9 protein-coding genes, 4 tRNA genes and 8 rRNA genes are annotated in these 26419 nt (G+C 57.1%); 15 read left to right on the top strand and 6 right to left on the bottom strand.

Annotated elements, in window-relative coordinates; genetic code table 11:
- Nucleotides 1-153: 153 nt before the first annotated feature.
- From ACWYRN_RS04980 to ACWYRN_RS04970, 3 genes are all read left to right on the top strand, one after another.
- Nucleotides 154-3029: ribosomal RNA gene (locus ACWYRN_RS04980) — 23S ribosomal RNA — on the top strand.
- 127 nt (nucleotides 3030-3156) lie between these two features.
- Nucleotides 3157-3269 (top strand): 5S ribosomal RNA (gene rrf, locus ACWYRN_RS04975).
- A gap of 206 nt (nucleotides 3270-3475) precedes the next feature.
- Nucleotides 3476-5176: a hypothetical protein gene (locus ACWYRN_RS04970; protein ID WP_488691408.1), complete on the top strand. Its 1701-nt coding sequence runs from the start codon at nucleotides 3476-3478 to the stop codon at nucleotides 5174-5176.
- A 58-nt stretch (nucleotides 5177-5234) separates the two neighbouring features.
- Here ACWYRN_RS04970 and ACWYRN_RS04965 read toward each other — a convergent pair whose 3' ends face one another.
- Complete coding sequence (locus ACWYRN_RS04965) at nucleotides 5235-6173, bottom strand: helix-turn-helix transcriptional regulator (protein ID WP_488691407.1); 939 nt, start codon at nucleotides 6171-6173, stop codon at nucleotides 5235-5237.
- A gap of 161 nt (nucleotides 6174-6334) precedes the next feature.
- Nucleotides 6335-7117, bottom strand: coding sequence for a hypothetical protein (locus tag ACWYRN_RS04960; protein ID WP_488691406.1), 783 nt, complete (start codon nucleotides 7115-7117; stop codon nucleotides 6335-6337).
- Nucleotides 7118-7715: 598 nt separating this feature from the next.
- Here ACWYRN_RS04960 and ACWYRN_RS04955 point away from each other — a divergent pair.
- From ACWYRN_RS04955 to rrf (ACWYRN_RS04935), 5 genes are all read left to right on the top strand, one after another.
- Nucleotides 7716-9244, top strand: a 16S ribosomal RNA gene (locus ACWYRN_RS04955).
- 77 nt (nucleotides 9245-9321) lie between these two features.
- A tRNA-Ile gene (locus ACWYRN_RS04950) sits at nucleotides 9322-9398 on the top strand.
- Between the two features lie 23 nt (nucleotides 9399-9421).
- Nucleotides 9422-9497: transfer RNA gene (locus ACWYRN_RS04945), tRNA-Ala, on the top strand.
- Nucleotides 9498-9755: 258 nt separating this feature from the next.
- Nucleotides 9756-12630 (top strand): 23S ribosomal RNA (locus ACWYRN_RS04940).
- 127 nt (nucleotides 12631-12757) lie between these two features.
- Nucleotides 12758-12870 (top strand): 5S ribosomal RNA (gene rrf / locus ACWYRN_RS04935).
- Together the 16S, 23S and 5S rRNA genes with 2 tRNA genes alongside form the textbook arrangement of a ribosomal RNA operon.
- Nucleotides 12871-13043: 173 nt before the next feature.
- On the opposite strand, the gene ACWYRN_RS04930 is transcribed toward rrf (ACWYRN_RS04935), so the two are convergent.
- The 3 genes from ACWYRN_RS04930 to ACWYRN_RS04920 are packed head-to-tail and all read right to left on the bottom strand — an operon-like array spanning nucleotide 13044 to nucleotide 16960.
- Nucleotides 13044-15290 carry a xanthine dehydrogenase family protein molybdopterin-binding subunit gene (locus ACWYRN_RS04930; RefSeq protein WP_488691405.1) on the bottom strand — a complete coding sequence of 749 codons (2247 nt, stop codon included), beginning with the start codon at nucleotides 15288-15290 and terminating at the stop codon, nucleotides 13044-13046.
- A complete protein-coding gene (locus ACWYRN_RS04925; protein WP_488691404.1) occupies nucleotides 15287-16273 on the bottom strand; it encodes an FAD binding domain-containing protein in 987 nt (328 codons plus the stop codon). Before ACWYRN_RS04925 ends, ACWYRN_RS04930 begins: the two co-directional genes overlap by 4 nt.
- Before the next feature lie 9 nt (nucleotides 16274-16282).
- Nucleotides 16283-16960, bottom strand: a complete 678-nt coding sequence (locus ACWYRN_RS04920; RefSeq protein WP_488691403.1) for a 2Fe-2S iron-sulfur cluster-binding protein — start codon at nucleotides 16958-16960, stop codon at nucleotides 16283-16285.
- A gap of 312 nt (nucleotides 16961-17272) precedes the next feature.
- Between ACWYRN_RS04920 and ACWYRN_RS04915 the strand changes: the two genes are divergently transcribed.
- From ACWYRN_RS04915 to rrf (ACWYRN_RS04885), 7 genes are all read left to right on the top strand, one after another.
- Entirely contained in the window at nucleotides 17273-19633 is a 2361-nt protein-coding gene (locus ACWYRN_RS04915; protein WP_488691402.1) for a DUF8189 domain-containing protein, read from the top strand.
- Nucleotides 19630-19941 carry a hypothetical protein gene (locus ACWYRN_RS04910; RefSeq protein WP_488691401.1) on the top strand — a complete coding sequence of 104 codons (312 nt, stop codon included), beginning with the start codon at nucleotides 19630-19632 and terminating at the stop codon, nucleotides 19939-19941. The genes ACWYRN_RS04915 and ACWYRN_RS04910 overlap by 4 nt, the downstream gene beginning before the upstream one ends.
- 657 nt (nucleotides 19942-20598) lie before the next feature.
- Nucleotides 20599-22127: ribosomal RNA gene (locus ACWYRN_RS04905) — 16S ribosomal RNA — on the top strand.
- Nucleotides 22128-22205: 78 nt separating this feature from the next.
- Nucleotides 22206-22282: transfer RNA gene (locus tag ACWYRN_RS04900), tRNA-Ile, on the top strand.
- A 12-nt stretch (nucleotides 22283-22294) separates the two neighbouring features.
- Nucleotides 22295-22370: transfer RNA gene (locus ACWYRN_RS04895), tRNA-Ala, on the top strand.
- A gap of 228 nt (nucleotides 22371-22598) precedes the next feature.
- Nucleotides 22599-25490 (top strand): 23S ribosomal RNA (locus tag ACWYRN_RS04890).
- 127 nt (nucleotides 25491-25617) lie between these two features.
- A 5S ribosomal RNA gene (rrf, locus tag ACWYRN_RS04885) occupies nucleotides 25618-25730 on the top strand.
- Between the two features lie 279 nt (nucleotides 25731-26009).
- On the opposite strand, the gene ACWYRN_RS04880 is transcribed toward rrf (ACWYRN_RS04885), so the two are convergent.
- Nucleotides 26010-26351 carry a DUF1840 domain-containing protein gene (locus tag ACWYRN_RS04880; RefSeq protein ID WP_229438232.1) on the bottom strand — a complete coding sequence of 114 codons (342 nt, stop codon included), beginning with the start codon at nucleotides 26349-26351 and terminating at the stop codon, nucleotides 26010-26012.
- Nucleotides 26352-26419 lie beyond the last annotated feature (68 nt).

The following is a 26419-nucleotide window of genomic DNA, read 5'->3' as shown; positions in this document are numbered from 1 at the left end:
TGGAAGAAGTAAAGTTTTTTTAAGCGTGTAAGCGAATCAGAAATGATGAGCGAGCACACTTAGGGTAGTAATCAAGTATCAACAAACATGCAATTAAGCTGTACTCTTGATTTCTATAACGCTCCCTGTTGTCAGCAGGGGCTAACGTTATAGGGACAAGCGAATAAGTGCACATGGTGGATGCCTTGGCGATTACAGGCGATGAAGGACGTAGTAGCTTGCGATAAGCTGCGGGGAGTGAGCAAACACACTTTGATCCGCAGATTTCCGAATGGGGAAACCCGGCCTTTTAGGTCATTGCATACTGAATACATAGGTATGCAAAGCGAACGCGGCGAACTGAAACATCTAAGTAGCTGCAGGAAAAGAAATCAACCGAGATTCCCAAAGTAGTGGCGAGCGAAATGGGAAGAGCCTGTACGTGATAGTCGGACTGATAGTGGAAGCCTTTGGAAACAGGCGCCATAGCGGGTGATAGCCCCGTACACGAAATCAGACCGGTGGTACTAAGCGTACGACAAGTAGGGCGGGACACGAGAAATCCTGTCTGAACATGGGGGGACCATCCTCCAAGGCTAAATACTCGTAATCGACCGATAGTGAACCAGTACCGTGAGGGAAAGGCGAAAAGAACCCCGGGAGGGGAGTGAAATAGATCCTGAAACCGTGTGCATACAAACAGTCGGAGCGGACTTGTTCCGTGACGGCGTACCTTTTGTATAATGGGTCAGCGACTTACATTCAGTGGCGAGGTTAACCGGATAGGGGAGCCGTAGAGAAATCGAGTCCGAACAGGGCGACAGTCGCTGGGTGTAGACCCGAAACCAAGTGATCTACCCATGGCCAGGATGAAGGTGCGGTAACACGCCCTGGAGGTCCGAACCCACTAATGTTGAAAAATTAGGGGATGAGCTGTGGGTAGGGGTGAAAGGCTAAACAAACTTGGAAATAGCTGGTTCTCTCCGAAAACTATTTAGGTAGTGCCTCAAGTATCACCATCGGGGGTAGAGCACTGTTATGGCTAGGGGGTCATTGCGACTTACCAAACCATTGCAAACTCCGAATACCGATGAGTGCGAGCTTGGGAGACAGACGTCGGGTGCTAACGTCCGGCGTCAAGAGGGAAACAACCCAGACCGCCAGCTAAGGTCCCAAAGATTGGCTAAGTGGAAAACGAAGTGGGAAGGCTAAAACAGTCAGGATGTTGGCTTAGAAGCAGCCACCATTTAAAGAAAGCGTAATAGCTCACTGATCGAGTCGTCCTGCGCGGAAGATGTAACGGGGCTAAGCCAGTCACCGAAGCTGCGGATATGTCTTAGGACATATGGTAGGAGAGCGTTCTGTAAGCCTGCGAAGGTGTCTTGTAAAGGATGCTGGAGGTATCAGAAGTGCGAATGCTGACATGAGTAGCGATAATGCGGGTGAAAAGCCCGCACGCCGTAAGCCCAAGGTTTCCTGTTCAACGTTCATCGGAGCAGGGTGAGTCGGCCCCTAAGGCGAGGCAGAGATGCGTAGCTGATGGGAAGCAGGTTAATATTCCTGCACCGTCGTATGATGCGATGGGGGGACGGATCGCGGAAGGTTGTCCAGCTGTTGGAATAGCTGGTTTCTGGTTCATAGAAGGCACTTAGGCAAATCCGGGTGCGTAATTCAAGGGACTGGGACGTGTAGCCATGTGCTACGAAGCAATCGGAAGTGGTTCCAAGAAAAGCCTCTAAGCTTCAGTCATACGAGACCGTACCGCAAACCGACACAGGTGGGCGAGATGAGTATTCTAAGGCGCTTGAGAGAACTCGGGAGAAGGAACTCGGCAAATTGGTACCGTAACTTCGGGAAAAGGTACGCCCCGGTAGCTTGACCACTTTACTGTGGAAGGGTGAAAGGGTTGCAATAAACTGGTGGCTGCGACTGTTTAATAAAAACACAGCACTCTGCAAACACGAAAGTGGACGTATAGGGTGTGACGCCTGCCCGGTGCTGGAAGATTAAATGATGGGGTGCAAGCTCTTGATTGAAGTCCCAGTAAACGGCGGCCGTAACTATAACGGTCCTAAGGTAGCGAAATTCCTTGTCGGGTAAGTTCCGACCTGCACGAATGGCGTAACGATGGCCACACTGTCTCCTCCCGAGACTCAGCGAAGTTGAAATGTTTGTGATGATGCAATCTACCCGCGGCTAGACGGAAAGACCCCATGAACCTTTACTGTAGCTTTGCATTGGACTTTGAGCCAATCTGTGTAGGATAGGTGGGAGGCTTTGAAGCGGGGACGCCAGTTCTCGTGGAGCCATCCTTGAAATACCACCCTGGTTTGTTTGAGGTTCTAACCTTGGTCCGTTATCCGGATCGGGGACAGTGCATGGTAGGCAGTTTGACTGGGGCGGTCTCCTCCTAAAGTGTAACGGAGGAGTTCGAAGGTACGCTAGGTACGGTCGGACATCGTGCTAATAGTGCAATGGCATAAGCGTGCTTAACTGCGAGACCGACAAGTCGAGCAGGTACGAAAGTAGGACATAGTGATCCGGTGGTTCTGTATGGAAGGGCCATCGCTCAACGGATAAAAGGTACTCTGGGGATAACAGGCTGATTCCTCCCAAGAGTTCATATCGACGGGGGAGTTTGGCACCTCGATGTCGGCTCATCACATCCTGGGGCTGTAGCCGGTCCCAAGGGTATGGCTGTTCGCCATTTAAAGTGGTACGTGAGCTGGGTTTAAAACGTCGTGAGACAGTTTGGTCCCTATCTGCCGTGGGCGTTGGAAATTTGAAGGGGGCTGCTCCTAGTACGAGAGGACCGGAGTGGACGAACCTCTGGTGTACCGGTTGTCACGCCAGTGGCATTGCCGGGTAGCTAAGTTCGGAAGAGATAACCGCTGAAAGCATCTAAGCGGGAAACTTGCCTTGAGATGAGATTTCCCGGAGCCTTGAGCTCCTTGAAGGGTCGTTCGAGACCAGGACGTTGATAGGCTGGGTGTGGAAGTGCAGTAATGCATTAAGCTAACCAGTACTAATTGCCCGTACGGCTTGTCCCTATAACCTTAGCAGGTATAGTTAAATCGAGAATACAGTGCTGTTTGTTGACACGACAGTTACTACCGAACTTTACTTCCTCCAGATTCTGAGCCGCGTTCACCATGAACGAAGCTCGTACAAGTCATGCCTGATGACCATAGCAAGTCGGTCCCACCCCTTCCCATCCCGAACAGGACCGTGAAACGACTTTGCGCCGATGATAGTGCTGCAACCAGTGTGAAAGTAGGTTATCGTCAGGCTAGTTATAAAGCGAAGCCCACCAGTTAAGACTGGTGGGCTTTTTGCTTTTGGGCTTTCCTGTCCTTAGTGTCGGTTTCTTGTCGATGCCCATGTCGTATTCCTGCCCGGCTGTTTCATTCTTCTTTCCACGTTAATGCCTGACATCAAGTTTTTCAGGCATCATTCACGGTAAGTTTGTTCTTCTTACCGAGAATGAGGAAATAGCATGGCCCGAAAGCTCCTTGGTGTTGCCGCCGCTGCGTTTGCAGGCCTTGCCGGCGCCGCCGACGCCACGACAAGTCCATCGTCCGCTGGATTGAAAGGCGCGCTGGAATCGGAATCGATCGGCTTATTGTCAGCTGAGCGTTTTCGACTGGAGACAGGAAAGTGCGGCAACTGCACCGTCCCGAAACAGGGCCTGTGGTATTTCGAAAACGATTTGATCGCTGTTCCCGCAAGCGGCGCAACAGTATCGGGCTTCACGCAGGGAGCGGATCGCAGGAGCGATGTCGCCAGATGGGCTGCTACACAACAGCCGGAAAAACTGGCCCATCCATCGCTGGTCTGGATCGGCGCACCGAGCATCCTCGAGAACGCGGTAATGCTGCCGGGCGCCCAGCGCGTTCGTGCTGCAGACGGCAATGAGCACGACATCCGGCTCGTGCCCAAGATTCCCACCAACCTTTCTTATGCCAACGACGCCACCGCCGCCTACTTTGCCGGCCGCACGGTGCGCATGCGCGGCGCGATCGACAACGCCGGCGGAAAAGACGTATTCGTCGCTCGCACGATCTGGCCCAGCGATTTCGCCTTCGACCTGGACAGGATGCCAAGCCAGCCGCTTCAAACAAGCTCGGACCTGGCTGCATTCGTGCGCGCGCCGGTCAAGGAAGCACGCGGCATCGATACACGCCTGTTATGGGAACGGCATCCCGGCCAAGCGCGCAACTGGAAGCACAAGCCGGTACTCGGATTCGTCCTGAACGGCGCCCAGGGCGATGACGACGAGTCCCTGGGCGGACACTTTGCGATCGCCACCGGCCGTATCGGTAACAAGGGAGAATGGGCCGACTGGGCCGTCAACAATTTCTATAACCTGGATTCGTTCAGCGAAAAGGGCATTGTCGCGGCAACGCTCCCGATGGATAACTACCTGATGGACCTGAACAGCGGCCAGCAGTATTACCGTCCGTCGTACATGCTGGTGGCGGTGCTGAACAACGCGCGTACCGCGGCGGCCTACCAGGGCGGTGTGCAGCGCGTATTCAACCATTTCTACCGCCACGATTTCCAGTACCGGCATGCGAGCGCGAATTGCGCCGGCATCAGCGTCGACGTCTTCGATTCCCTGGGCTGGCATATTCCCGAACGCGGCCCGTCGGCGCCGCTGAAGTCGCTCGCAGCATATGCGTATATCGCTGCAAAGGATGGCAGCCTGCAAAGCGGCCGCAAGATCTACGATTACCTGAACGAAGAACAAACCCGGCTCCTGCCGGCGGTGGCATTCGAAGCGGCGGGACTGGACCTGCTCGACATCGTCGGGGCCACTGGCAAGGCCGGGCGTACGTTGACGCCTTACGAGCAGCAGCTCAGGAGCGACGTCGACGCCATCTTCCTGGTGCGTATTCCGCAAATTCCTTCGAGCCGCGCAAACGGTTCGGCACCGGTATTTTCGTTCGACGAATTCCAGTCGCGGGTGCCTGCGGACCAGGCCGACTGGAAAATCGTGCCGGTCGACGCGCGTCCTTTCCCGGATACGTTGCGCGATCCATCGAGCCCGGCGGAAAACGATCCGTCTCCCGTGCCACCGCCCATTGCCGGCATCGGCGTATTCACTGTCCTTGCCGCGCTGGTTTTCTGGCGCCGCCGCAAAAAAATAAAGGCCGCCGAAGAGCAGGCCACGACGCCGGAAGAATTGGTGCACTGAGGCGTCGCTATGCCAGGCGCTGCAGGATACCTCTTCTCGATCTGAAGCGCAGGCGCTTCTACATTTGTCCCTGACCGGCAAGGGCCTTTGCCAACGCTGTCTTGTTGCTCACGCCCAGCTTGGTATAGATCGCATGCAGTTGGTTGCGCACCGTTGACAGCGACACATTGCAGTCTCGTGCGATTTCCTTGTATGCCGCGCCGGCGATGGCCATCGCGGCCACACGCTGCTCGGCGGGGCTCAGGCTGGGAGCGGTCCGGCGTGCCAATCGAATGAACAGCAATTGATTGGCCATCGAGGCGCTAATGCTCAGCGTGCCAGCCTCGACGTGGCGCCTGGCCTGCAGCGCCGCCGTCAATGGCTTCGGCAGATGAGGCGGATTCCAGTCGGGCCATTCCGCCGATAGCAGTGCGAGGGCCGCCGGACTAGCGCTCAGCAGTACGCCATCCGCTGCCGCGACCGCGCAGGCCGGTCCCGTTTCCCCAGTCTGCAGGCGGCGGTTGATGCTGTTGGCGAGAAGCAGGTGGGGTAGGACCTGATGCGCGCTGTCAATGGGTTTGGCCGCACTCATGCTGCGCTTCATCCGGCCGGTCCAGACCGTCACGCCATCTGTCGGCGCGCCCGCAGGAACGCCAGGAATCAGCGTGAACGCGTTCCAGATGTCGTAGCGCCGGATGTAGCGGCCGAGGTCGGCGTTGTCACGCGCGTGCGCCTGGGTGGGGGTGTGTACTGTCTGGCCCGCGTGCGCGAGGCTGTTCCTGATGGCCGGGTCTGGCCCGGGCAGGTTCACGCGCTCGAGCAGCCGTTCCGCCGGCACCTCGTGGCGGTGCAGGGTATGGATCGTGACGTAGCCGCGCGCGTCATAGGTGCCGTGGCCGAACATGCCGGAGTGAATGGGCAGCACACTGCGCACAATACCGAATCCCAGTTCACCGAATTCCGCGAGAGGCAGGTCTCGTGCGCCGGAATAGAGATCGAACAGCATGCGTTCGATCATCGTGTGGTCTCCCCCGATATTGCAGGCTCAAAGTGATACGGGCGCATGGTGCTCGTCGATTGTTGTTTGAGCAATCATATCGTTGATGTCCAGGCAACTCTACATTCCATGCGCCACACCATGCCATTTGTGACGACCCGGAATTTCCGGGCCGATTCCGTTCAATTCTTCGCGCGCTTGACGACGATATTGGCCACTGGCGTGGATGGTGGATTGCCGTAGAGCGTAGCCAGCACGTCGAAATAAGCCGTCGTCCACGCATTGGCCGGGGCATCGCCGAAGCTGGCGAAATGGTTGGCCAGGCCAAGTGCGTGGCCGAATTCATGGGTGACGATGTCCTGGGTCACATTGCAGCGGCCATTCCCGAGGTTCACATACACCGGGGCAGAGAAGATGCCGTTGCTCGCATCGGGCATGATCATGCTCCCGGTATTCGGACCCGTGGCGACATTCGCACAATAGCTGGCGTAATCGGTCGAACCTGGCGGCACCCAGGAAGTCAGATAGCTGACCTGGATAAAATTCCCGCTGGCAGGGCGCGTGGCGGTCAGGTCGAGGACCAGCAGACCACTCAATTTCGCATTGAGCAGGTTGACGCTGGTCGTGACCTTGTTTGCGTAATCCGCCTCCGTTGCGTTGCCCGCCGCCGGAGTAGGGAGATAAACGGCAATATGCCGGTCTGGGGTACCGGGCCAGCGCCAGGTGCCTTCCGGCCGGCCGTTTGCCCCGGGGACGAAATCGATATTGCTGGACTTCAGGTAAGCGACAATCTGCGCGTCGGGCGCTTGGACAGTAGCGCCTGTCCCTGGACCCGTCGAAGCGTTCGCGCCATTGTTTGAGGTGTCAGAGTCACCCCCGCCGCCACAGGCCGACATCAGGACTGCGAGGCCGAGAATGCCAATCATCTGTCTTGGGTAACGCATGTTTGTATAGGAAATTTTCATGGTGTACGAAAGCGCTGGAATGTGATCGCAAGAGTATGCGGCGAGCGCTGAAGCGTATCCATAGAACAAATGTTCTATTGCTAACGCACGAAAGGTAGCCGCGCAGCGGCTATTTTTTGCTGAGTTCCAGGGAGTCGTCGGGCAAGCGCGTCCAGCGTGGCCGCTACGTCGCTATGCGGACTAGCATCCAGAAGTGGCGCTTGCAGAGTTCGCTCAGCTTTGTTATAGTTCGGTCCCTCGCGAAAACGACAACGAAATCAAGTAGTTGACGGGTGTAGCAGGAGCCGCGGAAAACGCGGCGCAGTAAAAAAGAGGAGTTGACGAAGATCGCGAAACACTGCATAATCTCACTTCTATGCTGCTGACAAACAAAACGATTTGTCGAAGCGCAGCAAGTAGTACCGAATAAGTTCTTTAACAATTAACAGTCGATAAGTGTGGGCGTTTGATGAAGGTGCCAGTTGACTAGTTCAGCTGATTACTTAAATTATCAAATGTTCGCACAAAAGAAATACGTTGCTCAGCAATGAGTGACGGTCAGTATTTTGAGTGAGCGACACCTCGTAAGAGGTTGCCAGAAATGGCGAAAACAGAGATTGAACTGAAGAGTTTGATCCTGGCTCAGATTGAACGCTGGCGGCATGCTTTACACATGCAAGTCGAACGGCAGCGCGGGGCAACCTGGCGGCGAGTGGCGAACGGGTGAGTAATATATCGGAACGTACCCAAGAGTGGGGGATAACGTAGCGAAAGTTACGCTAATACCGCATACGATCTAAGGATGAAAGTGGGGGATCGCAAGACCTCATGCTCCTGGAGCGGCCGATATCTGATTAGCTAGTTGGTGAGGTAAAGGCTCACCAAGGCGACGATCAGTAGCTGGTCTGAGAGGACGACCAGCCACACTGGAACTGAGACACGGTCCAGACTCCTACGGGAGGCAGCAGTGGGGAATTTTGGACAATGGGCGCAAGCCTGATCCAGCAATGCCGCGTGAGTGAAGAAGGCCTTCGGGTTGTAAAGCTCTTTTGTCAGGGAAGAAACGGTAGGGGCTAATATCCTTTGCTAATGACGGTACCTGAAGAATAAGCACCGGCTAACTACGTGCCAGCAGCCGCGGTAATACGTAGGGTGCAAGCGTTAATCGGAATTACTGGGCGTAAAGCGTGCGCAGGCGGTTTTGTAAGTCTGTCGTGAAAGCCCCGGGCTCAACCTGGGAATTGCGATGGAGACTGCAAGGCTTGAATCTGGCAGAGGGGGGTAGAATTCCACGTGTAGCAGTGAAATGCGTAGAGATGTGGAGGAACACCGATGGCGAAGGCAGCCCCCTGGGTCAAGATTGACGCTCATGCACGAAAGCGTGGGGAGCAAACAGGATTAGATACCCTGGTAGTCCACGCCCTAAACGATGTCTACTAGTTGTCGGGTTTTAATTAACTTGGTAACGCAGCTAACGCGTGAAGTAGACCGCCTGGGGAGTACGGTCGCAAGATTAAAACTCAAAGGAATTGACGGGGACCCGCACAAGCGGTGGATGATGTGGATTAATTCGATGCAACGCGAAAAACCTTACCTACCCTTGACATGTCAGGAAGTCTGGAGAGATCTGGATGTGCCCGAAAGGGAACCTGAACACAGGTGCTGCATGGCTGTCGTCAGCTCGTGTCGTGAGATGTTGGGTTAAGTCCCGCAACGAGCGCAACCCTTGTCATTAGTTGCTACGCAAGAGCACTCTAATGAGACTGCCGGTGACAAACCGGAGGAAGGTGGGGATGACGTCAAGTCCTCATGGCCCTTATGGGTAGGGCTTCACACGTCATACAATGGTACATACAGAGGGCCGCCAACCCGCGAGGGGGAGCTAATCCCAGAAAGTGTATCGTAGTCCGGATCGCAGTCTGCAACTCGACTGCGTGAAGTTGGAATCGCTAGTAATCGCGGATCAGCATGTCGCGGTGAATACGTTCCCGGGTCTTGTACACACCGCCCGTCACACCATGGGAGCGGGTTTTACCAGAAGTAGGTAGCTTAACCGCAAGGAGGGCGCTTACCACGGTAGGATTCGTGACTGGGGTGAAGTCGTAACAAGGTAGCCGTATCGGAAGGTGCGGCTGGATCACCTCCTTTCTAGAGTAGCACCGGAGCTAACGCTCATCATCAAGCGTCCGCACTTATCGACTGTTGAACAAGAAGAACACAGTTTCGGGGCTGTAGCTCAGCTGGTTAGAGCACCGTGTTGATAACGCGGGGGTCGTTGGTTCGAGTCCAACCAGCCCTACCACGTTTCATGCGAATGAAATCCTTGGGGGATTAGCTCAGCTGGGAGAGCACCTGCTTTGCAAGCAGGGGGTCGTCGGTTCGATCCCGTCATCCTCCACCATTACTTGGTACCGAAAACTGAAAGTGCAAACGTAAGCAAGTCATCAATGACAAGCTGCTTAGGTTTGATCTTTTAGAGATCACTGTTGTTCTGTTCTTTAACAATCTGGAAGAAGTAAAGTTTTTTTAAGCGTTTAGTCAGCTGCGCAAGCAGCGAAACTAAACACTTAGGGTAGTAATCAAGTATCAACAAACATGCAACACGCTGTACTCTTGATTTCTATAACGCTCCCTGTGTCAGCAGGGGCTAACGTTATAGGGACAAGCGAATAAGTGCACATGGTGGATGCCTTGGCGATTACAGGCGATGAAGGACGTAGTAGCTTGCGATAAGCTGCGGGGAGTGAGCAAACACACTTTGATCCGCAGATTTCCGAATGGGGAAACCCGGCCTTTTAGGTCATTGCATACTGAATACATAGGTATGCAAAGCGAACGCGGCGAACTGAAACATCTAAGTAGCTGCAGGAAAAGAAATCAACCGAGATTCCCAAAGTAGTGGCGAGCGAAATGGGAAGAGCCTGTACGTGATAGTCGGACTGATAGTGGAAGCTTCTGGAAATAGGCGCCATAGCGGGTGATAGCCCCGTACACGAAATCAGACCGGTGGTACTAAGCGTACGACAAGTAGGGCGGGACACGAGAAATCCTGTCTGAACATGGGGGGACCATCCTCCAAGGCTAAATACTCGTAATCGACCGATAGTGAACCAGTACCGTGAGGGAAAGGCGAAAAGAACCCCGGGAGGGGAGTGAAATAGATCCTGAAACCGTGTGCATACAAACAGTCGGAGCGGACTTGTTCCGTGACGGCGTACCTTTTGTATAATGGGTCAGCGACTTACATTCAGTGGCGAGGTTAACCGGATAGGGGAGCCGTAGAGAAATCGAGTCCGAACAGGGCGACAGTCGCTGGGTGTAGACCCGAAACCAAGTGATCTACCCATGGCCAGGATGAAGGTGCGGTAACACGCCCTGGAGGTCCGAACCCACTAATGTTGAAAAATTAGGGGATGAGCTGTGGGTAGGGGTGAAAGGCTAAACAAACTTGGAAATAGCTGGTTCTCTCCGAAAACTATTTAGGTAGTGCCTCAAGTATCACCATCGGGGGTAGAGCACTGTTATGGCTAGGGGGTCATTGCGACTTACCAAACCATTGCAAACTCCGAATACCGATGAGTGCGAGCTTGGGAGACAGACGTCGGGTGCTAACGTCCGGCGTCAAGAGGGAAACAACCCAGACCGCCAGCTAAGGTCCCAAAGATTGGCTAAGTGGAAAACGAAGTGGGAAGGCTAAAACAGTCAGGATGTTGGCTTAGAAGCAGCCACCATTTAAAGAAAGCGTAATAGCTCACTGATCGAGTCGTCCTGCGCGGAAGATGTAACGGGGCTAAGCCAGTCACCGAAGCTGCGGATATGTCTTTGACATATGGTAGGAGAGCGTTCTGTAAGCCTGCGAAGGTGTCTTGTAAAGGATGCTGGAGGTATCAGAAGTGCGAATGCTGACATGAGTAGCGATAATGCGGGTGAAAAGCCCGCACGCCGTAAGCCCAAGGTTTCCTGTTCAACGTTCATCGGAGCAGGGTGAGTCGGCCCCTAAGGCGAGGCAGAGATGCGTAGCTGATGGGAAGCAGGTTAATATTCCTGCACCGTCGTATGATGCGATGGGGGGACGGATCGCGGAAGGTTGTCCAGCTGTTGGAATAGCTGGTTTCTGGTTCATAGAAGGCACTTAGGCAAATCCGGGTGCGCAATTCAAGGGACTGGGACGTGTAGCCATGCGCTACGAAGCAATCGGAAGTGGTTCCAAGAAAAGCCTCTAAGCTTCAGTCATACGAGACCGTACCGCAAACCGACACAGGTGGGCGAGATGAGTATTCTAAGGCGCTTGAGAGAACTCGGGAGAAGGAACTCGGCAAATTGGTACCGTAACTTCGGGAAAAGGTACGCCCCGGTAGCTTGACCACTTTACTGTGGAAGGGTGAAAGGGTTGCAATAAACTGGTGGCTGCGACTGTTTAATAAAAACACAGCACTCTGCAAACACGAAAGTGGACGTATAGGGTGTGACGCCTGCCCGGTGCTGGAAGATTAAATGATGGGGTGCAAGCTCTTGATTGAAGTCCCAGTAAACGGCGGCCGTAACTATAACGGTCCTAAGGTAGCGAAATTCCTTGTCGGGTAAGTTCCGACCTGCACGAATGGCGTAACGATGGCCACACTGTCTCCTCCCGAGACTCAGCGAAGTTGAAATGTTTGTGATGATGCAATCTACCCGCGGCTAGACGGAAAGACCCCATGAACCTTTACTGTAGCTTTGCATTGGACTTTGAACCAATCTGTGTAGGATAGGTGGGAGGCTTTGAAGCGGGGACGCCAGTTCTCGTGGAGCCATCCTTGAAATACCACCCTGGTTTGTTTGAGGTTCTAACCTTGGTCCGTTATCCGGATCGGGGACAGTGCATGGTAGGCAGTTTGACTGGGGCGGTCTCCTCCTAAAGTGTAACGGAGGAGTTCGAAGGTACGCTAGGTACGGTCGGACATCGTGCTAATAGTGCAATGGCATAAGCGTGCTTAACTGCGAGACCGACAAGTCGAGCAGGTACGAAAGTAGGACATAGTGATCCGGTGGTTCTGTATGGAAGGGCCATCGCTCAACGGATAAAAGGTACTCTGGGGATAACAGGCTGATTCCTCCCAAGAGTTCATATCGACGGGGGAGTTTGGCACCTCGATGTCGGCTCATCACATCCTGGGGCTGTAGCCGGTCCCAAGGGTATGGCTGTTCGCCATTTAAAGTGGTACGTGAGCTGGGTTTAAAACGTCGTGAGACAGTTTGGTCCCTATCTGCCGTGGGCGTTGGAAATTTGAAGGGGGCTGCTCCTAGTACGAGAGGACCGGAGTGGACGAACCTCTGGTGTACCGGTTGTCACGCCAGTGGCATTGCCGGGTAGCTAAGTTCGGAAGAGATAACCGCTGAAAGCATCTAAGCGGGAAACTTGCCTTGAGATGAGATTTCCCGGAGCCTTGAGCTCCTTGAAGGGTCGTTCGAGACCAGGACGTTGATAGGCTGGGTGTGGAAGTGCAGTAATGCATTAAGCTAACCAGTACTAATTGCCCGTACGGCTTGTCCCTATAACCTTAGCAGGTATAGTTAAATCGAGATTACAGTGCTGTTTGTTGACACGACAGTTACTACCGAACTTTACTTCCTCCAGATTCTGAGCCGCGTTCACCATGAACGAAGCTCGTACAAGTCATGCCTGATGACCATAGCAAGTCGGTCCCACCCCTTCCCATCCCGAACAGGACCGTGAAACGACTTTGCGCCGATGATAGTGCTGCAACCAGTGTGAAAGTAGGTTATCGTCAGGCTAGTTATATGAAAAACCCTGCAGAGTGATCTCTGCGGGGTTTTTTGCTTTGAGCGTCTGTTTTGATTGCAGGACTGTTTTCATCCAGCGCCGATGTTCAAACGGTGAGACAGCGTGGGCACAGGTGCCCAACGCGGCCCGGCCCACCCTACGAAAAGCGTTACGCGAGCGTAGTCAGACCAATACTTTATCGGGTGTGATCGGTAAGTCCCGGATGCGTTTGCCGGTGGCGTGGTAGACCGCATTGGCGATCGCTGCTGCTACGCCCGTGATGCCGATTTCGCCGACACCCTTGGCGCCGAGTTCGTTGATCTGCTTGTCCTCTTCGTCGACGATGACGATATCGATGGCGCCGATGTCGGCGTTCACCGGCACGTGGTAGTCGGCCAGGTTCGCATTCACCGCGCGCCCGAAACGCCAATCCATTTCCGTCTTTTCCATCAGCCCCATGCCAAGGCCCCAGACGATGCCGCCCATCAGCTGGCTGTGCGTGGTCTTGCGGTTCATGACACGGCCCACGCCATAAGCGCCGACGATGCGCGGCACGCGGATCGTGCCGACATCCGGATCGACATGCACTTCGACGAACACCGCGCCGAAGGCATGCATGGCATAGCGTTTTTTCTCGTCGCCCGGCTCGGCATTGGCATCGGCGCTGACCGGCTGGCCGCCTGCGCGTGCCACGATGGCTGTCATTTGCTCGCGCCGGGCGGGTGCGGCACGTGCAAGCAGCCAGCCGTCGGCGACATCGATATCGCCGGCGGCCATGCCATGCAAGGGAGAAGCCGCATCGGCAATCGCCATGGCGACCAGCTTGTCGCGCAGTGCACGCGCCGCCTGGTGTACGGCCGGTCCGACGCTGGCCACGGTTTGCGAGCCGCCCGATACCGGCGCTTCGGGCAGCAGGGTGTCGCCCAGCTGGAAGCGTATTTTCGACACTGGCAGGCCGAGGGCATCGGCCGCGATCTGGGTCATGACCGTATAGGTGCCGGTGCCTAGGTCGTGCGAACCGCTGCGCACCACGGCCGTCCCATCGGGCAGCAGCGTGGCCGCAGCCTTGGCATTCTTGCGGTTGGCGGGATAGGTGGCGGTTGCCATGCCCCAGCCGACCAGCGTGCGTCCGTTCTTCATCGCGCCTGGCCGCGGGTCGCGCTTGTCCCAGCCGAAGCGTTCGGCCGCCACCCGGTAGCACTGGCGCAGCGACTTGCTCGACCAAGGCACGTCCTTTTCCGGGTCCTTCTCGGCGTAGTTCGCCAGCCGCAGCTGCACCGGGTCCATCTTCAGCTTGTAGGCCAGTTCATCGAGCGCCGATTCGAGCGCGAAACTGCCGCTCGACTCTCCCGGCGCGCGCATATAGGTCGGCACGCCGACGTTCAGCGTGGCCAGGCGCTGCGAGGTCTGCAGGCTGTCGGAGGCATACAGCTTGCGCGTGGCAGCCGTGCAGGGTTCGGTGAAATCGTCGAGGAAGGCGGTGCTCGAGATCGTGTCGTGGCGCACCGCGGCCAGCTTGCCTGCCGTCGATGCGCCCAGCACCAGGCGCTGCTCGGTCAGCGGCCGCGCACCCACGGGGCCATACATCTGGGTACGCTCGAGCACCAGCTTGACCGGTCGCCCGGTCATTTTCGCGGCCATCGCCGCCAGCACGACGTGCGACCAGACCGAGCCCTTGCAACCGAAGCCGCCGCCCACGAAGGGGCACACCACTCGCACCTGTTCCGGTGCGATGCCGAAGCTCGATGCGACCGTGCGCTGCACGCCCGAGACATTCTGCGTCGAGTCGTACATGACCAGGCTGTTGCCGTTCCAGTGTGCGATGGTGGCGTGCGGCTCGATGGGATTGTGGTTTTCCATCGGCGTCGTATAGGTGGCGTCGAAGCGCGTGGCCGAGCGTTCCAGCGAATGCGCCACGTTGCCGCGCCCGGTGTCCGGCGGCCGCTCGGGCTGCGGTTCCGGGCGGCGCAGCTTTTTCTTCGCCTGCGCAAAGTCGAGCTGGGCCCGTTCAGCGTTGTAGCGCACCCGCAGGTGGCGGGCCGCGTCGCGCGCCTGCTCGAAGGTATCGGCGATCACCACCGCCACCGGCTGGGCGTTGTACCAGACCAGGTCGTCCTGCAGCAGCGACAGCTTGGGATTGGGCGGCTGCTTTTTCTGGTCCGGTTTCGACTGCTCGCCGCCTTCCTTTTTCTCCGAACCCTGCGGCAAGGCCAGGCGCGGTGCGTTCTGGTGGCTCATGACCGCGATCACGCCCGGCATGGCCTTGACCGGCGCGCTGTCGATCGCAGCAATCCGCCCCTTGGGAATGGTCGACAGCACCATCACCGCGTGCGCCAGCTGCGGCAGCTTGTGCTCGGCCGAATAGGTGGCGGCGCCGGTCACTTTCAGGCGTCCGTCGACGCGGTCGATTCCTTGTCCGACGACGCTCATGCCATCTCTCCCGCACGTCGCAGCGCGCTCACGGTGGCGCGCTGCGCCAGGTCGATCTTGAAGCGGTTGTCCTTGAAGCCTTGCGCGCCGCGTACCAGCAGCGCCGCCGCTTCGCGCGAACGCGCCTCATCGAGGCGGTGTCCGGCCAGCAGTGCCTCGGCAGCCGGCACGCGCCAGGGCTTGTGCGCCACGCCGCCCAGGGCGATGCGCGCCTGGCGCACGACCCCGTCGGCAATGTCGAGTGCCGCTGCCACCGAGACCAGGGCAAAGGCATAGCTGCTCCTGTCGCGCACCTTCAGGTAATGCGCATGGCGCGCAAACGCGGGCGGCGGCAGGTCGACCGCGGTGATCAGCTCGCCCGGCGCCAGAGTAGTTTCGGCCTGCGGCTGCGCGCCCGGTAGGCGGTGGAAGTCGCCGATCGGCACACTGCGCCCGCCGCGCGGGCCTGCTACCTGGACGGTGGCGTCGAGCGCCGCCAGGGCCACGCTCATGTCGGAAGGATTGACTGCGATGCAGGCCTGGCTCGCGCCGAGGATGGCGTGCATGCGGTTGACGCCTTCACGTGCGGCGCAGCCGCTGCCGGGCAGGCGCTTGTTGCACATGTCGAAGGCGGTGTCGACGAAATACGGGCAGCGCGGACGCTGCATCAGGTTGCCGCCCATGGTCGCCATGTTGCGCAACTGCGGCGAGGCGCCCGCCAGCAAGGCCTGGGACAACAGCGGATAGCGGCTGCGCACCAGTGCATGGTTGGCGGTATCGCTGTTGCGGGCCAGGGCGCCGATGCGCAGTCCGCCGCCCGGCAGTTCCGTAATGTCCGCCAGGCCGACGCGGGTGATGTCGACCAGGCGCAGCGGCCGTTCGACGCCGCCCTTCATGAGGTCGAGCAGGTTGGTGCCGCCGCCGATGAAGCGGGTATCGGCGGCTTGCGCCAGGCGCAGCGCGTGCGCCGGGTCAAGGGCGCGTTCGTAGTCGATGGCATGCATGCCGGCCCCTCAGACCTTGGCCGTGGCGCGCACCGCGGCCACGATGTTGTTGTAGGCGCCGCAGCGGCACAGGTTGCCGCTCATGCGTTCGCGGATTTCCTCGTCGCCGAACTGCACGACTTTCATGCGTACATCGGGACTGGCGGCGCTGGCCGTTCCGGCGCGCATCTCGTCCATGCAGGCCACCGCCGAACAGATCTGGCCGGGCGTGCAATAGCCGCATTGGAAGGCGTCGTGCTCGAGGAAGGAGGCCTGGATCGGCGCCAGTTGCTCGCCCTGGGCAATGCCCTCGATGGTCGTGATCTGGTCGCCCTCGTGCATCACCGCCAGGGTCAGGCAGGCGTTGACGCGGCGGCCATTGACCAGCACCGTGCAGGCACCGCATTGACCGCGATCGCAGCCCTTTTTCGTGCCCGTCATGCCGGCGTATTCGCGCAAGGCGTCCAGCAGCGACACGCGCGGCTCCAGCGTCAGCGCATGGCGCTTGCCATTGATGTCGAGCTGGACCGGACGCGGCGGCACCGGCGGCGCGCCGGCTGCTGCCGGAGTCTCGGCGGCGCCCGCATGGGGCAGGTGCGCGACGGCGGCTGCGGCGACGGCGCTCTGCAGGAAGCCGCGGCGCGACACGGCGAGCGCATCGTCCAGGCCATGGTCGGACCCGTCGTCCGGAGGGAGTTCGTTCGACATGAGGGCTTTCTCGTCTGCCTGCAGGAAGACCCATTATCCCGGCCGGGTCGACACGTTCTGTTAGGCCACGCACACAGTCGGGCTTGTTGGCAGAAGCCGACACTCGCGCCGGCAAAATGCTGTGTTTGCTGCGTGCGGATTTTTTATCTGTCCAGCGCCGGAACTTCGCTCCTGTCGATTGTCTTACCACGTAAGACCGTGCTTCCAGTTTGCTATCGATTGGACAGGCATGCCCCTGATACAGGGCGCAATTGCATCACAGGCGACGAGGGGAAGAACATGAAAGCGAAGACATCCAAGACTGCAACATCCATGCCCGACGGTAACGGAGCGGGCGATGCCGGGCTCGCCTCCAGCGCGTCCGACGCGGATGGCGCCATCGGCAACATGATGCCGAACGACGGCAAGCTTGACCTGGCGCCCGAGGAACGCGGCATGCCCGGCCTCGCCAGGCGCGACCCCACGGGAGACATGCCGTCCGGCGCGATGGAAGCAAAGCAGGGCGGCCGTGGCAGCGAATACGAGATGCCCAGCGGCAGCATGGGCAACGGCAGCGCCGGTCTTGAACGCGCCGGCGGGGGAGGTGACGGCGGCTCCGGCGGCGGGTCGGGCGGCGGGGGAGGCGACAGCGGCGGGCCGAAGGTACGCAAGTGTGGCACCATGGACGTGCACCGGCGCCTGCTGTCGAGCAATCCGGAATACGCGCGCCGCCGCGACGACATCGAAATCGAAACGGTGCGCCTGGAGAGCGGCGGGGCCAGCATCGGGCGTACCGGCATCACCCGCGTTCCAGTGGTCGTGCACGTGGTCTGGAACACGCCGGCGCAAAATATCTCCGACGCCCAGATCGCCAGCCAGATCGAGGTGCTGAACCGTGACTTCCGCCGCACCAACCCGGACGTTGGCACCACGCCCGCTCCCTTCCTGCCGCTGGCCACCGATGCCCGCATCGAGTTCTTCCTGGCGACTGCCAATCCTGCGGGAGCGCCTACTTCCGGCATCGAACGGCGCCAGACCTCGGTCGCTTCCTTCAACGACAACGACGCCGTTAAATCGACGGCCAGCGGCGGCCTGGATGCCTGGCCGGCGGCCAATTACCTGAATATATGGGTTTGCCAGTTGGGCGGCGGCCTGCTCGGTTATGCGCAGTTTCCCGGCGGCCCGGACAGCACCGATGGCGTCGTCATCCTGCACTCCGCGTTCGGCACGACCGGCACGGCCGCCGCGCCCTTCAACCTGGGGCGCACGACCACGCATGAAATCGGCCACTGGCTCAACCTGAACCACATCTGGGGCGACGACGGCACCGGCTGCAGCGGCACCGACAACGTGGCCGACACGCCGAACCAGGGCGGGGCGAACGTCGGCGTCCCGAGCTTCCCGCGGGTATCCTGCAGCAATGGGCCGAACGGCGACATGTTCATGAACTACATGGACTACGTCGACGATCGCGCGATGGTGATGTTCTCCGCCGGCCAGGTCGCGCGCATGCAGGCCTGTCTCGACGGCGTGCGCAGTGCGATCGGCAGCAGCGCCGGCGCCATCCGCCCCAGTTCGTCGACCGTTGTCGCCTGGGGACCGAACCGACTCGACGCATTCGTGGTCGGTACCGACCGCGCCATGTACCACAAGTGGTGGAGCGGCAGCGGCTGGGGGCCGTCAGCTACCGGCTACGAAAAGCTGGGCGGCGCCTGCACCAGCGTGCCGCAGGCCGTGGCTTGGGGGCCGAACCGGCTCGACGTGTTCGTGACCGGCACCGACAGCGCGCTCTACCACAAGTGGTGGAACGGTTCCGCGTGGGGGCCGTCGACGACCGGCTATGAATTCATGGGAGGGGTGTGCGTCGATGATCCGCGCATCGTCAGCTGGGGTCCGAACCGGCTCGACGTCTTCGTGCTCGGCTCGAACCGGGCATTGTTCCATAAATGGTGGAACGGCTCGGCCTGGGGACCGTCGCTGACGAGCTACGAAAACCTGGGTGGCGTCTGCGCCGGCCAGCCCGAGATCGCCGCCTGGGGACCGGACCGTCTCGACATCTTCGTGGTCGGCACCGACCGCGCGCTGTATCACAAGTGGTGGAACGGCAGCGCCTGGGGTCCGTCGATCACCGGCTATGAAAACCTGGGCGGCGTTTGTACCTCGCCGCCGAAAGTCGTCTCCTGGGGACCGAACCGCCTCGATATCTTCGTGACCGGCACTGACGGCGCGCTGTACCACAAGTGGTGGAATGGCTCCGCCTGGGGACCCTCGGTCAAGGGCTTCGAGCGTCTCGGCGGCGTGTGCGTCGACAGGCCCGAGGTCGTCGCCTGGGGGCCGAACCGTCTCGACATCTTCGTCATCGGCACCGACAGCGCGCTATACCACAAGTGGTGGAACGGCTCGGCCTGGGGACCGTCGGTCACGGGCTACGAAAGGCTGGGCGGCACCTGCACCTCCCAGCCGCGCGTGGCCGCCTGGGGACCGAACCGTCTCGACGTCTTCGTCACCGGCACCGACAGCGCCTTGTACCACAAATGGTGGAACGGCTCGGCCTGGGGGCCGTCGCTGACCGGATACGAGTTTATGGGCGGCGTCATTACCGCATTCCGCGATGAAGAGACGCGCGCAGAGAAAGTCGACATGCCAATGACGCTGCAGCCCGCCGGAACGCCAATGCTGGGGGCGGGCGCATGATGGGCGGCATGCAAACGGGCGGGATCGGCGGAACCTGGGCCCACTCTTTCGAAGAGGACGAGGGCGAGGTGCAGGTCTATCGCCCTTACGATACCTTTCCGTTTCCGCCCAGCCGGCAAGGACGGGAAACCCTGGACTTTCGCGATGCCGGCCAGGTGGTGAGCGGCATGCCGGGGGCGGACGATCGGCAAGTACGGACTGCCGCTGGTATGACGGCGCTGGGAATGAACCGCTTTCGTCTCGGCGACGCGCGGGTGATCGAGGTGCTCGAGGCAGGGCCTGACGTGTTGAAGATCAGGCCGGGCTGAGGGAACGAACCCTTGCGGGAGGGGAGGGGCGCCGGCGCAAGCCGGTGGCCTCGCGTTTGCACGGACTGGGCATGCACTTGCCTCCGACGAGATCCCCCCGATTAACGGAACCGCCGGTTAGGCAAGTGCCGCCCAGTTCTGAGATGCGAGGGGCACTGGCATGGCTGTGGTCGACCTGCGTACGACCGCGAAAAGATCTGGACAGTTCCGTTATTCGTATCAAAAGGGCGCCGGATTTATCGCCAGCAATGAAAGATCGATTGGTATGGATGCGAAAAGACGCTTGCAGCCTGAATAGCGGTTTGCTATAGTCTCGTTCCCCAACGCAACGCCAGTGCAAACCGGCAGATGCGAAAGGGAAGAGAAAAAAGAAGTTGACGACGCAAACGAAACGCTGCATAATCTCACTTCTCTGCTGCTGACAAACAAAACGATTTGTCGGAACGCAGCAAGTAGTACCGAATAAGTTCTTTAACAATTAACAGTCGATAAGTGTGGGCGTTTGATGAAGGTGCCAGCTGACTTGTTTAGCTGATTACTTAAATTATCAAATGTTCGCACAAAAGAAATACGTTATCTCAGCAATGGGATGACGGTCAGTATTTTGAGTGAGCGACACTTCGAAAGAAGTTGCCAGAAATGGCGAAAACAGAGATTGAACTGAAGAGTTTGATCCTGGCTCAGATTGAACGCTGGCGGCATGCTTTACACATGCAAGTCGAACGGCAGCGCGGGGCAACCTGGCGGCGAGTGGCGAACGGGTGAGTAATATATCGGAACGTACCCAAGAGTGGGGGATAACGTAGCGAAAGTTACGCTAATACCGCATACGATCTAAGGATGAAAGTGGGGGATCGCAAGACCTCATGCTCCTGGAGCGGCCGATATCTGATTAGCTAGTTGGTGAGGTAAAGGCTCACCAAGGCGACGATCAGTAGCTGGTCTGAGAGGACGACCAGCCACACTGGAACTGAGACACGGTCCAGACTCCTACGGGAGGCAGCAGTGGGGAATTTTGGACAATGGGCGCAAGCCTGATCCAGCAATGCCGCGTGAGTGAAGAAGGCCTTCGGGTTGTAAAGCTCTTTTGTCAGGGAAGAAACGGTAGGGGCTAATATCCTTTGCTAATGACGGTACCTGAAGAATAAGCACCGGCTAACTACGTGCCAGCAGCCGCGGTAATACGTAGGGTGCAAGCGTTAATCGGAATTACTGGGCGTAAAGCGTGCGCAGGCGGTTTTGTAAGTCTGACGTGAAAGCCCCGGGCTCAACCTGGGAATTGCGTTGGAGACTGCAAGGCTTGAATCTGGCAGAGGGGGGTAGAATTCCACGTGTAGCAGTGAAATGCGTAGAGATGTGGAGGAACACCGATGGCGAAGGCAGCCCCCTGGGTCAAGATTGACGCTCATGCACGAAAGCGTGGGGAGCAAACAGGATTAGATACCCTGGTAGTCCACGCCCTAAACGATGTCTACTAGTTGTCGGGTTTTAATTAACTTGGTAACGCAGCTAACGCGTGAAGTAGACCGCCTGGGGAGTACGGTCGCAAGATTAAAACTCAAAGGAATTGACGGGGACCCGCACAAGCGGTGGATGATGTGGATTAATTCGATGCAACGCGAAAAACCTTACCTACCCTTGACATGTCAGGAAGTCTGGAGAGATCTGGATGTGCCCGAAAGGGAACCTGAACACAGGTGCTGCATGGCTGTCGTCAGCTCGTGTCGTGAGATGTTGGGTTAAGTCCCGCAACGAGCGCAACCCTTGTCATTAGTTGCTACGCAAGAGCACTCTAATGAGACTGCCGGTGACAAACCGGAGGAAGGTGGGGATGACGTCAAGTCCTCATGGCCCTTATGGGTAGGGCTTCACACGTCATACAATGGTACATACAGAGGGCCGCCAACCCGCGAGGGGGAGCTAATCCCAGAAAGTGTATCGTAGTCCGGATCGCAGTCTGCAACTCGACTGCGTGAAGTTGGAATCGCTAGTAATCGCGGATCAGCATGTCGCGGTGAATACGTTCCCGGGTCTTGTACACACCGCCCGTCACACCATGGGAGCGGGTTTTACCAGAAGTAGGTAGCTTAACCGCAAGGAGGGCGCTTACCACGGTAGGATTCGTGACTGGGGTGAAGTCGTAACAAGGTAGCCGTATCGGAAGGTGCGGCTGGATCACCTCCTTTCTAGAGTAGCACCGGTCTTCGAGACCAGTCACCAAACGCTCACACTTATCGACTGTTGAACAAGAAGAACACAGTTTCGGGGCTGTAGCTCAGCTGGTTAGAGCACCGTGTTGATAACGCGGGGGTCGTTGGTTCGAGCCCAACCAGCCCTACCAGTCATACCCAATGGGGGATTAGCTCAGCTGGGAGAGCACCTGCTTTGCAAGCAGGGGGTCGTCGGTTCGATCCCGTCATCCTCCACCATTAAAGTTCAAACGTAAGCCTGTGCGGTTTAGGTTTGATCTTTTCGAGATCACTGTTGTTCTGTTCTTTAACAATCTGGAAGAAGTAAAGTTTTTTTAAGCGTGTGAGTGAGTCAGAAATGATGAGCGAGCACACTTAGGGTAGTAATCAAGTATCAACAAACATGCAACACGCTGTACTCTTGATTTCTATAACGCTCCCTGTTGTCAGCAGGGGCTAACGTTATAGGGACAAGCGAATAAGTGCACATGGTGGATGCCTTGGCGATTACAGGCGATGAAGGACGTAGTAGCTTGCGATAAGCTGCGGGGAGTGAGCAAACACACTTTGATCCGCAGATTTCCGAATGGGGAAACCCGGCCTTTTAGGTCATTGCATACTGAATACATAGGTATGCAAAGCGAACGCGGCGAACTGAAACATCTAAGTAGCTGCAGGAAAAGAAATCAACCGAGATTCCCAAAGTAGTGGCGAGCGAAATGGGAAGAGCCTGTACGTGATAGTCGGACTGATAGTGGAAGCCTTTGGAAACAGGCGCCATAGCGGGTGATAGCCCCGTACACGAAATCAGACCGGTGGTACTAAGCGTACGACAAGTAGGGCGGGACACGAGAAATCCTGTCTGAACATGGGGGGACCATCCTCCAAGGCTAAATACTCGTAATCGACCGATAGTGAACCAGTACCGTGAGGGAAAGGCGAAAAGAACCCCGGGAGGGGAGTGAAATAGATCCTGAAACCGTGTGCATACAAACAGTCGGAGCGGACTTGTTCCGTGACGGCGTACCTTTTGTATAATGGGTCAGCGACTTACATTCAGTGGCGAGGTTAACCGGATAGGGGAGCCGTAGAGAAATCGAGTCCGAACAGGGCGACAGTCGCTGGGTGTAGACCCGAAACCAAGTGATCTACCCATGGCCAGGATGAAGGTGCGGTAACACGCCCTGGAGGTCCGAACCCACTAATGTTGAAAAATTAGGGGATGAGCTGTGGGTAGGGGTGAAAGGCTAAACAAACTTGGAAATAGCTGGTTCTCTCCGAAAACTATTTAGGTAGTGCCTCAAGTATCACCATCGGGGGTAGAGCACTGTTATGGCTAGGGGGTCATTGCGACTTACCAAACCATTGCAAACTCCGAATACCGATGAGTGCGAGCTTGGGAGACAGACGTCGGGTGCTAACGTCCGGCGTCAAGAGGGAAACAACCCAGACCGCCAGCTAAGGTCCCAAAGATTGGCTAAGTGGAAAACGAAGTGGGAAGGCTAAAACAGTCAGGATGTTGGCTTAGAAGCAGCCACCATTTAAAGAAAGCGTAATAGCTCACTGATCGAGTCGTCCTGCGCGGAAGATGTAACGGGGCTAAGCCAGTCACCGAAGCTGCGGATATTTTTCTTGATGCTTGCATCGAGATCGATATGGTAGGAGAGCGTTCTGTAAGCCTGCGAAGGTGTCTTGTAAAGGATGCTGGAGGTATCAGAAGTGCGAATGCTGACATGAGTAGCGATAATGCGGGTGAAAAGCCCGCACGCCGTAAGCCCAAGGTTTCCTGTTCAACGTTCATCGGAGCAGGGTGAGTCGGCCCCTAAGGCGAGGCAGAGATGCGTAGCTGATGGGAAGCAGGTTAATATTCCTGCACCGTCGTATGATGCGATGGGGGGACGGATCGCGGAAGGTTGTCCAGCTGTTGGAATAGCTGGTTTCTGGTTCATAGAAGGCACTTAGGCAAATCCGGGTGCGCAATTCAAGGGACTGGGACGTGTGGCCATGCGCCACGAAGCAATCGGAAGTGGTTCCAAGAAAAGCCTCTAAGCTTCAGTCATACGAGACCGTACCGCAAACCGACACAGGTGGGCGAGATGAGTATTCTAAGGCGCTTGAGAGAACTCGGGAGAAGGAACTCGGCAAATTGGTACCGTAACTTCGGGAAAAGGTACGCCCCGGTAGCTTGACCACTTTACTGTGGAAGGGTGAAAGGGTTGCAATAAACTGGTGGCTGCGACTGTTTAATAAAAACACAGCACTCTGCAAACACGAAAGTGGACGTATAGGGTGTGACGCCTGCCCGGTGCTGGAAGATTAAATGATGGGGTGCAAGCTCTTGATTGAAGTCCCAGTAAACGGCGGCCGTAACTATAACGGTCCTAAGGTAGCGAAATTCCTTGTCGGGTAAGTTCCGACCTGCACGAATGGCGTAACGATGGCCACACTGTCTCCTCCCGAGACTCAGCGAAGTTGAAATGTTTGTGATGATGCAATCTACCCGCGGCTAGACGGAAAGACCCCATGAACCTTTACTGTAGCTTTGCATTGGACTTTGAACCAATCTGTGTAGGATAGGTGGGAGGCTTTGAAGCGGGGACGCCAGTTCTCGTGGAGCCATCCTTGAAATACCACCCTGGTTTGTTTGAGGTTCTAACCTTGGTCCGTTATCCGGATCGGGGACAGTGCATGGTAGGCAGTTTGACTGGGGCGGTCTCCTCCTAAAGTGTAACGGAGGAGTTCGAAGGTACGCTAGGTACGGTCGGACATCGTGCTAATAGTGCAATGGCATAAGCGTGCTTAACTGCGAGACCGACAAGTCGAGCAGGTACGAAAGTAGGACATAGTGATCCGGTGGTTCTGTATGGAAGGGCCATCGCTCAACGGATAAAAGGTACTCTGGGGATAACAGGCTGATTCCTCCCAAGAGTTCATATCGACGGGGGAGTTTGGCACCTCGATGTCGGCTCATCACATCCTGGGGCTGTAGCCGGTCCCAAGGGTATGGCTGTTCGCCATTTAAAGTGGTACGTGAGCTGGGTTTAAAACGTCGTGAGACAGTTTGGTCCCTATCTGCCGTGGGCGTTGGAAATTTGAAGGGGGCTGCTCCTAGTACGAGAGGACCGGAGTGGACGAACCTCTGGTGTACCGGTTGTCACGCCAGTGGCATTGCCGGGTAGCTAAGTTCGGAAGAGATAACCGCTGAAAGCATCTAAGCGGGAAACTTGCCTTGAGATGAGATTTCCCGGAGCCTTGAGCTCCTTGAAGGGTCGTTCGAGACCAGGACGTTGATAGGCTGGGTGTGGAAGTGCAGTAATGCATTAAGCTAACCAGTACTAATTGCCCGTACGGCTTGTCCCTATAACCTTAGCAGGTATAGTTAAATCGAGAATACAGTGCTGTTTGTTGATACGACAGTTACTACCGAACTTTACTTCCTCCAGATTCTGAGCCGCGTTCACCACGAACGAAGCTCGTACAAGTCATGCCTGATGACCATAGCAAGTCGGTCCCACCCCTTCCCATCCCGAACAGGACCGTGAAACGACTTTGCGCCGATGATAGTGCTGCAACCAGTGTGAAAGTAGGTTATCGTCAGGCTAGTTATATGAAAAACCCCACCAGGTGATCCTGGTGGGGTTTTTTGCTTTGGGCGTCTGTTTTGATTGCAGGACTGTTTTCATTCAACGCCGATGTTCAGCCGGTGAGACAGCGTGGACACAGGTGCCTAGCGCGGCCCGGTCCACCCTACAACAGCCTGGCTTGACGCTGGCCCCGTAAAGCAAAAAAGGAAGCGCAAGCGCTTCCTTTTATCGACATCACATCGACTGTACCGAGCGGCACTGCTGCCGGCTCAGTCCGGGAACTCAGCCCGCCAATTCACACACCCCAGAGAATATCGCACTGCTGGTCGCGTGCCGCGCGCAGCATCTCCAGCATTGGATAAGCCCGGGTCGAGAAACTGACCACTTCGGCTTGCTCGTGCTCGGGATCGTCTTCGTCCACACGGTGGGCCTTGATGTCCTGCTCGACTTCGTCGGTGGAAGGGTGCTTGCGGCTTTCTTCGATCTCGTGCTCGAGCAGTTGGACGGCACGGGTGGCTTCCTCGGAGGTGATGACGCCAATGTCCGGCTCCTTGTTCAGGAGGTCCAGGATGCGCTTGGCGTGCTCCTGATACATCATCACGTCAGGATAAGCTTTGCTTTTAAAAGTGATTAACATATGCATTCTCTTATTGTTTGGCTTCGTAACTAAACGATAACACGTCTGCCCGAAATGGGCCTCCTGCG

Source organism: Massilia sp. BAP21 (assembly GCF_057801335.1).
This window is presented reverse-complemented; position numbering and strand designations above follow the sequence as displayed.